General features: G+C 41.1%; 8 protein-coding genes. 1 reads left to right on the top strand and 7 read right to left on the bottom strand.

Annotation, left to right across the window (positions count from 1 at the left end; translation table 11 throughout):
* Positions 1-478 precede the first annotated feature (478 nt).
* Positions 479-1,705 carry a GAF domain-containing sensor histidine kinase gene (locus QZ407_RS13355; protein ID WP_295771895.1) on the bottom strand — a complete coding sequence of 409 codons (1,227 nt, stop codon included), beginning with the start codon at positions 1,703-1,705 and terminating at the stop codon, positions 479-481.
* Positions 1,706-1,862: 157 nt separating this feature from the next.
* Here QZ407_RS13355 and QZ407_RS13350 point away from each other — a divergent pair, with 157 nt between their 5' ends.
* Positions 1,863-2,285: a secondary thiamine-phosphate synthase enzyme YjbQ gene (locus tag QZ407_RS13350; protein WP_295771893.1), complete on the top strand. Its 423-nt coding sequence runs from the start codon at positions 1,863-1,865 to the stop codon at positions 2,283-2,285.
* 135 nt (positions 2,286-2,420) lie between these two features.
* Here the strand turns inward: QZ407_RS13350 and QZ407_RS13345 are convergent, their stop codons facing one another.
* The 6 genes from QZ407_RS13345 to QZ407_RS13320 all read right to left on the bottom strand — a co-directional run bounded on the left by QZ407_RS13345 (position 2,421) and on the right by QZ407_RS13320 (position 6,961).
* Positions 2,421-3,206, bottom strand: a complete 786-nt coding sequence (locus QZ407_RS13345) for a DUF6089 family protein (RefSeq protein ID WP_295771891.1) — start codon at positions 3,204-3,206, stop codon at positions 2,421-2,423.
* An 8-nt stretch (positions 3,207-3,214) separates the two neighbouring features.
* Positions 3,215-4,093, bottom strand: coding sequence for an NAD kinase (locus QZ407_RS13340; RefSeq protein ID WP_295771889.1), 879 nt, complete (start codon positions 4,091-4,093; stop codon positions 3,215-3,217).
* Between the two features lie 9 nt (positions 4,094-4,102).
* The gene (locus QZ407_RS13335) at positions 4,103-4,762 is read right to left on the bottom strand and encodes a CBS domain-containing protein (RefSeq protein ID WP_295771887.1); all 660 of its coding nucleotides are present in this window, start codon (positions 4,760-4,762) and stop codon (positions 4,103-4,105) included.
* A gap of 4 nt (positions 4,763-4,766) precedes the next feature.
* Positions 4,767-5,534, bottom strand: a complete 768-nt coding sequence (locus tag QZ407_RS13330; RefSeq protein ID WP_295771885.1) for an alpha/beta fold hydrolase — start codon at positions 5,532-5,534, stop codon at positions 4,767-4,769.
* A 125-nt stretch (positions 5,535-5,659) separates the two neighbouring features.
* Positions 5,660-6,109, bottom strand: coding sequence for a GatB/YqeY domain-containing protein (locus QZ407_RS13325; protein ID WP_295771883.1), 450 nt, complete (start codon positions 6,107-6,109; stop codon positions 5,660-5,662).
* A 93-nt stretch (positions 6,110-6,202) separates the two neighbouring features.
* Entirely contained in the window at positions 6,203-6,961 is a 759-nt protein-coding gene (locus QZ407_RS13320; protein ID WP_295771881.1) for an SDR family oxidoreductase, read from the bottom strand.
* Positions 6,962-6,974: the final 13 nt, after the last annotated feature.

The raw sequence follows: 6,974 nt of genomic DNA, 5'->3' as shown, positions 1-6,974 counted from the left end.
TGTTGGCTTTAGCATACTTTGAGGTAAAGCGTGAGGCAACATTCTGGGTTTGGCAGCTGGTAAGGAAAGCAGCAGCGAAAAGGATGATGGCGGCGAAGGTAAAGTTAGTTTTCATATCAATCAGGGGGAAAGGGTGTGTTCTTATTTTGTTGTTGTTGTTTGATAAGTAATAGGCAACTGCTGTACCAGCAGCCGCTCGAAAGCAGCAAACAAAGCAAAAACGGCCTTAACGCCTATAAAAACAAATATTTCATATCGTGCCAAAAGCATTAAGCAAGACAAACAGCGATTAACCTGTGGTTAAGTTTTCCCAACTTTACTCAACTGCTGGGGAATTGCAATTCCACAGTTGATATTTTTAAGCAATAACATCAATTGATATAACTTAAAACAATCCTAAAACAAAAATGCCCCTCCATACCGGAGAGGCACTTGTGCAAAGCCTGGGCAGCTTTACACGGCGATCAAAGTTAGACTACTATTTTTTTGAGGCCTGTTGTGGCAAGCTTACAGTAAACGTAGTGCCATTGCCTGTTTTCGATATCACCTGCAATTGTCCACTCAAACTATCAATAAGGTGTTTAACAAGTGCAAGTCCAAACCCGTAGCCTTGTTCACCATGAGTTCCGTTTGTTGATTCGCCTTTACCGCTCATAATTTGCTGTATACGCTCAGGTGTAATACCCACGCCCGAATCCTCTACCTTTATATGAAGCGTGCGGCCTTCGTTTACACTATCCAATGATAAATGTGTTTTTACAAATCCTCCCTCAGGCGTAAACTTAATTGCATTTGAAATTAAATTCCCTACAATTTGCAGCAACTTGTTTTTAAAGAATGGGATGTTTTGCGTATCGGCACTTGTATTCACACTAAACGTTACTTTTTTGTTAAGTGCCTGAGGCGTGTATAGTTTGAGTAGTTTTTCCTTAAAAGTTACCTGGTTAAATTCGTCTGAGGCAAGTTTCACTTCGTTGGCTGCCTGTATTGATTTAACGCTTAATATTTCATCAGCAAGCTCTAAAATAGAATGTCCGCTTTTTTGAATAAGATGAATAAATTCCAACACCTCTTCCATTGTGTTTTCGTCACCCTGCTCACTTATTATACGTGCCAGTCCAATAATACCGCCTAATGGACCGCGTATGTCATGGGCTACCCTGCGCTGATTTTCAGTAACTTCAGATACATGGTTACGCATGCTTTCAATTACCTTCAGCGCTTTAAGCCTGTTTACAATTTCATCTGCAATTATTTTAAGCATCTCCACCTTTTCTGGCGTGAGGTTATGCAGCTGTGTATCAAGAACACATAAAGCGCCTAAATTTATACCATCATCAGCACGAAGCGGAACACCATAGTAGTAACGCAAATTAGGATCGCTGGTTACATAGAACTTATCTTTAAAACGATCATCTTCTGAAAGGTCCTTTACCTCAAATCCATCATTTCCTAAAATGGTATACTGGCAAACAGAATCTTCCCTGCTCATCTGGTCCAAATCCAGGCCATGATTTGATATTGTCCATTGCGTATATGTATCAATCAGGTTCACCATGGAAATTTCGGTACCTGCTACCTTAGCAGCAAGCTTACTTAAACTTTGTAAATTTTCGTTAAGTGCGGTATAATCAAGGTCTAAATCGGCCAGGGCTTTCAACCTGTCCATTTCGTTGGCTGGTACGGGAGCTGATGAGGTATGCATAATCTTAGTTAATAATTAATCGGGGGTAATATTATTTTTGATGATAATATTACTACCTTTTACTTAAATTTTAAGAAAAGGTTATAGCTATAAGCGATATTTTTCTGGTAAATTTCATAACTACTTATAACACTTAATACCCATCCGTTTCGTCTATATGAAAATATTTCAGCGTAGCATTCGTTTGCAGCCAAAACAGCGAGGCTTTCATTTAATTACAAAAGAAATTATTCAAAATTTTCCGCAAATAAATCAAATATATACGGGCATTTGCCAGGTTTTTATACAGCACACGTCTGCATCGTTGACCATCAATGAAAACGCCGACCCAACAGTAAGACATGATTTTGAAACATACTTCAATAAAGCAGTACCTGAAAACGACCCTGATTACCTGCACACTGATGAGGGACCGGACGATATGCCGGCTCATTTAAAGGCCGCCATACTTGGCACTTCAGTAATGATACCCGTAACTGACGGAAGATTGGCATTAGGGACATGGCAAGGAATTTACCTTTGCGAGCACCGCGATCACGGCGGATCACGAAATATTTTAATTACAGCCTGGGGAGAATGATTACTTAGGTGTATTAGGTGCCTTGTTAATTATTGAAGAATACCTGAGCTGTCTTAAACCAAAGTCAAGCTAAAACTTGATGTTCTTCAAAGCAGCAAATAACAAACACAAAAATCATTTGATAACCTTACTTAATTAATAATAACAATTTTGACTTAAGAAGGTATACGACAAACTGATCTGGAAGAACATGTAAGTATCATGTTTACGGGTATCACCTCTTTGAGTGCCTGCATCACCTATATAAATACCGTTACGTTCCCCAGAGCGATCACTTAACGCACGTGCAATGGGATTTGCAAATGATGATTTGGAAGCATACAAGCCGCTTACATCGTCAAGGCGATCGGTATAAGCGGTGCGGTAACCTACTTCGCCCGTAAGACTCAACTTGCCAAGAATATTATACTTAACTCCCGCGCCAAACGGTACGGCAAGGGTACTGTTTTTATAAGGTACACGTTGCTGCTCGGTGCGCAATGGACGCAATTCATAGCTTTGCCCGTTGTAATTAGCTTGAGGGTTATAATTTGCACTTGCCAACCCCAAAAATATGTAGGGTGTAAAACTATTATAGCCTGCGCCGGGAAGGTATTTCATAAAGTTTAGCTCACCAATAAGAGCCACCTCGGTTAATGGGGTGAAAAAACTCAGATTGCGGTCACGTTGTTGTTTGAAGCGCGATGTGCTATCGGCACCTTCTATCTGTGCTTTTGTAATACTTAATCGGGCTGCAGCGTAACCGCTGAAATTATAACGGGCAAATAAGCCGGCGGCTACTCCGCTAACCTGCAAAGGGTTGCGTTGGTTTAAATCGCCCATATATCCCGAGCCACCTGCCAATACACCAAACTCCCACTTTTGGGCCTGGGCTGTTGTAACACAAAAAAACAACAGAATGATAGTGAGCAAACGCGGCATAAACAAATTTAATAATTACGGGCGTCTAATCCCCATAATAATTTATTACGCAGGGTAGACAGGTAACTTTCATTGTTAAGCCTGATTAAATTTAAGCGAAAGCCTGCCTTACGGATGTCAAACTTCATGCTCGTATCAATTACCGCCGTGCGCGAGTCGCAGCTGATTAAATAGTTAGCACTACGGGTTTGAACTTCAAAGGTTAGTGTGATATTATCGGGCAGTACAATTGGGCGCACGTTGAGATTATGAGGAGACACCGGCGTTAATACAATACTGTCGCTTTGTGGGTAAATGATCGGTCCGCCGCAACTTAATGAATAAGCTGTGGAGCCAGTAGAAGTAGATATAATAATACCATCGCCCCAGTAGGTGTTAAGGAACTCGCCGTTTAAATAAGCATGCATGGTAATCATGGCCGAGTCATCACGCTTGTGAATTGTTATATCGTTAAGGGCAAAGTTATCTTTTCCGAAAATCTCGGCTTCTGAACTTATGCAAATCAGCTCACGGCTGTCTAAAGTAAATTGATGATTTACTACCGCATTAATGGCGGCTGCAATATCATCTTTATTTACACTGGCCAAAAAGCCAAGCCTGCCAAAATTAATACCTATTACCGGTATACCGCTGTCGCGTATGAGCGTAACCACGTCAAGCATGGTACCATCGCCGCCAAGTGTTAAAAAAACATCAATAAAACCTTTTAGCTCGCTGGTGCTATCAAGCACAGGGAAATTTAGATTACCAATTTGATCTTGCAGCGTTGCCTGCAGTTGCGGGTGAATGTATACTTCAACATTATGCTGTGCAAGTACATCAAATACCTGTTGAATATAAGGTATAACCGTGTCGTTAAACTGGCGGCCGTAAACTGCTATTCTCATGGATAGTAATTACATGTTGAGATAATTCATGAACGATTCGTACCGGTTCATGGAATCATCATCATCGTCGTTATGATTGAACGTGGCTTTAACGTCATAGCCATACCGCAAAAATGCAGCGTTAATTGAAGAAATATCGGCTTTGTTTAATTTAAGCGTAACCTCCATACGTGTAGAATTAGGAAAATTACGTACGTATGAGCTTAAAATCTGAGCATTGTCAGACTCAACAATCTGTGCCATTTGCGACATTGAATTTTCGCGGTTACTTACTTCAAGCACAATAATGCCGCCCGGTTGTGCAATGGCGGTTATCTCGCCAAAATAGGCATTCATGGCATATTGGTTTATTACACCATCGTAAGTTTTGTTTGGCCCCAGTACCGGCACAATAGTTAAATTATGCTCGTAAAACATGCGCACGGCATCGTACACATGTTTATCTTCATAAACAAATGTATTAACATGCAAATGCTGTAATGAACTTACAGGCAAACTATGATCAGGATCGGTAATATCTGCTTCGGCCAGCAAACCAATAAACAACTGATCATTTACAACAGGCAGGTGCCTAACCTTAAACTCGGCCATACGGTCAATGGCAAGTTGAATGCTGTCGGTTGTGGTAACCGGCGGTATGGTATTGGCAGCTAACTCTATTGCAAGCATAATGTTAAGCTTTTTGTTTCAGTTCGTTTAAATACTCCCTTAATAGTTTATTAAACTCGTCGGGGCGTTCCATCATCGGCGCGTGGCCGCATTTATTAATCCAGTATAACTTTGAATCGGGCAGTAACTGATTAAATTCAACTGCTACTTCCGGCGGTGTAATTTTGTCATCGCGTCCCCATATTAACCCTACCGGCATTGTAATTTTGTTTAATTCCTTAGCCATGTTGTGTCTTATGGCCGATTTAGCCATAGCAAGCAAACGAACCACCTTTGAGCGGTCATTCACCAGGATGAACACCTCATCAACCAAATCTTTGGTTGCGGTAGCAGGATCATAAAAAGTATATTCAACTTTTTCCTTTACAAACTCGTAATTCTCCCGGCGTGGAAACGATCCGCCAAAGGCATTTTCATACAAACCCGAGCTGCCCGTTAAAACCAGCGACTTAACCCTTTCAGGGTGCAGTACGCAGTATATTAAGCCGGCATGGCCACCTAGTGAATTACCAACCAGTACAAAGTCGTTTAAATTCATGTGCTTAACAAAGCGATGCACATGCTTAGTTAACGTTTTAACTCCGGTAGTTAACAGCGGTAAATCAAATATTGGCAGTATAGGTATCACAACCCGGTAATCGTGCTTAAACTCGTCTATAACCCCCTCCCAGTTGCTTAAACCGCCCATTAAACCGTGCAGCAATAACAGCACAGGGCCCTGCCCTTCGTCAATATAAATAAAACCCTTTTCTTCTTTAAGCACGTATTTCATACAATTCAGAGCAGTATAAGCTATAGTTTTTTGTTACGACCAACTCGTTAATATTTAAAACAGCCGTAACAAGGTTGTAAAGTTAGTTTAATTTGAAACGTTGCTTCAATACTAAACAAATTAAATTAAGCAAGCAATTGTTTCACCACTTCAGATATTGTTTTGCCATCGGCTTTGCCGGCAAGTTCCTTGTTTGCAGCACCCATCACCTTACCCATATCCTTTACTGAAGTAGCACCTACCCTGCTAATCAAATCTTTCAAAAAAGCTTCAACTTCGTCACGGCTCATTTGCTTTGGTAAGTAAGCTTCAATAACGTCCATTTCTTCCTTTTCTACCTGATATAAGTCGGGGCGGTTTTGTGCCTGGTAAATATCAGCCGATTCCTTACGTTGCTTCACTAACTTTTGCAGTACCTTAATCTCGGTTTCTTCAGTTATATCTTCTGAAGCCCCTTTTTCGGTTTTAGCTAGCAAAAGAGCTGATTTTATTGCACGCAATCCGCGAAGTTTAGCTTCGTTTTTTGCAAGCATGGCTTGCTTTATATCTTGGTTAATGGTTGTTTCGAGAGACATTTTTTTAATTGTGTTGTTATAATTGGCTTTATTGATTAACTGATTAGGATTGTGTGCTAGTGCCGCAATACATCAAACACTCAACTTTTTTGCTTATGAACGATGTATCATAGTTCCGGTAGCCTGGGCAGTAGGCATCAGCACCAAATCATTAATATTTACATGCGCCGGGCGCGATGCTACGAACCAGATGGTTTCAGCTACGTCCTGTGCACTTAGTGGTGTAAAGCCTTCGTATACTTTTTTAGCGCGCTCCTTATCACCTTTAAAGCGCACCTCCGAAAATTCAGTTTCTACAGCTCCGGGGTGTATTGCAGTCACTTTAATACCATGCTGCAGTAAATCCATGCGCATTCCTTTACTAAGTGCATCAACGGCCGATTTGGTAGCACAGTACACGTTTCCGTTTGGATAGGTGTCTTTACCGGCAATTGAACCAAGATTAATGATGTGCCCTTTTTTATTGCCAATCATCCAGTTTGCTACTAATTTGCTCACATAAAGCAAACCTTTTAAATTGGTATCAATCATGGTGTCCCAATCATCGTAGCTGCCATTTTGTAAAGGATCAAGTCCCTGGCTTAGTCCTGCGTTATTAATAAGTACGTCCACCTGCTTTAAATCATCAGGCAACGTATTTAAATGATGTAACACCTGTTCGCGGTTACGAACGTCAAACGCAGCAACGGCTATACGCACATTGTAGGTTGTGTTTAGCTGTTGTGCTAGCGCGTCCAGCCTTTCCTGCCTACGACCTGTTAAGATCAAATCATACCCTTCACGGGCAAATAGATGAGCACAGGCCTCGCCAATACCGGCGGTAGCTCCTGTTATTAATGCAATTTTAGCCATAGGTATTAAACTA

Origin of the sequence: uncultured Mucilaginibacter sp., assembly GCF_913773635.1 — a bacterium.
Lineage (GTDB): Bacteria > Bacteroidota > Bacteroidia > Sphingobacteriales > Sphingobacteriaceae > Mucilaginibacter.
This window is presented reverse-complemented; position numbering and strand designations above follow the sequence as displayed.

What these genes read in the sequence shown, in the direction of transcription:
- QZ407_RS13355 (WP_295771895.1), bottom strand. Translation starts at nt 1,705, where the DNA reads ATGCATACCTCATCAGCTCCCGTACCAGCCAACGAAATGGACAGGTTG.
- QZ407_RS13350 (WP_295771893.1), top strand. Translation starts at nt 1,863, where the DNA reads ATGAAAATATTTCAGCGTAGCATTCGTTTGCAGCCAAAACAGCGAGGC.
- QZ407_RS13345 (WP_295771891.1), bottom strand. Translation starts at nt 3,206, where the DNA reads ATGCCGCGTTTGCTCACTATCATTCTGTTGTTTTTTTGTGTTACAACA.
- QZ407_RS13340 (WP_295771889.1), bottom strand. Translation starts at nt 4,093, where the DNA reads ATGAGAATAGCAGTTTACGGCCGCCAGTTTAACGACACGGTTATACCT.
- QZ407_RS13335 (WP_295771887.1), bottom strand. Translation starts at nt 4,762, where the DNA reads ATGCTTGCAATAGAGTTAGCTGCCAATACCATACCGCCGGTTACCACA.
- QZ407_RS13330 (WP_295771885.1), bottom strand. Translation starts at nt 5,534, where the DNA reads ATGAAATACGTGCTTAAAGAAGAAAAGGGTTTTATTTATATTGACGAA.
- QZ407_RS13325 (WP_295771883.1), bottom strand. Translation starts at nt 6,109, where the DNA reads ATGTCTCTCGAAACAACCATTAACCAAGATATAAAGCAAGCCATGCTT.
- QZ407_RS13320 (WP_295771881.1), bottom strand. Translation starts at nt 6,961, where the DNA reads ATGGCTAAAATTGCATTAATAACAGGAGCTACCGCCGGTATTGGCGAG.